General features: G+C 77.4%; 1 protein-coding gene. It reads right to left on the bottom strand.

The features are described 5' to 3' along the window. Window positions 1-257: hypothetical protein (locus SB660_RS21915; protein ID WP_410584549.1), on the bottom strand; the 257-nt coding region annotated here is incomplete at both ends.

Genomic DNA, 257 nt, shown 5'->3' with positions numbered 1-257 from the left:
AGCGTGGGCCACAGCGCGCGCTTGGCCGGCGCCTGCCGCAGCGCCGCGAGGGAACCGACGCTGCGGTAGACAGCACCGGCATCGTCGGCAGCGCGGTCGCGGCCCGCCGCCTGCAGCAGCGCATCGAGCAGCGGATCGTCCGGCAACGGGGGCGCGTCGGGCGCGCCGGACTGCACGGTGTAGCGCGTGTGCCCGAGCGCATCCAGCACCGCGCGCTGCAGGCCGTCCCAGCTCACGCGGTCGGCTCGGCCGGTGGC

This window comes from Bacillus sp. SIMBA_005 (assembly GCF_046535585.1).
GTDB lineage: Bacteria > Bacillota > Bacilli > Bacillales > Bacillaceae > Bacillus > Bacillus pumilus.
Note: the sequence above shows the minus strand (reverse complement) of the source record. Positions and strands in the feature narration are given on the sequence as shown.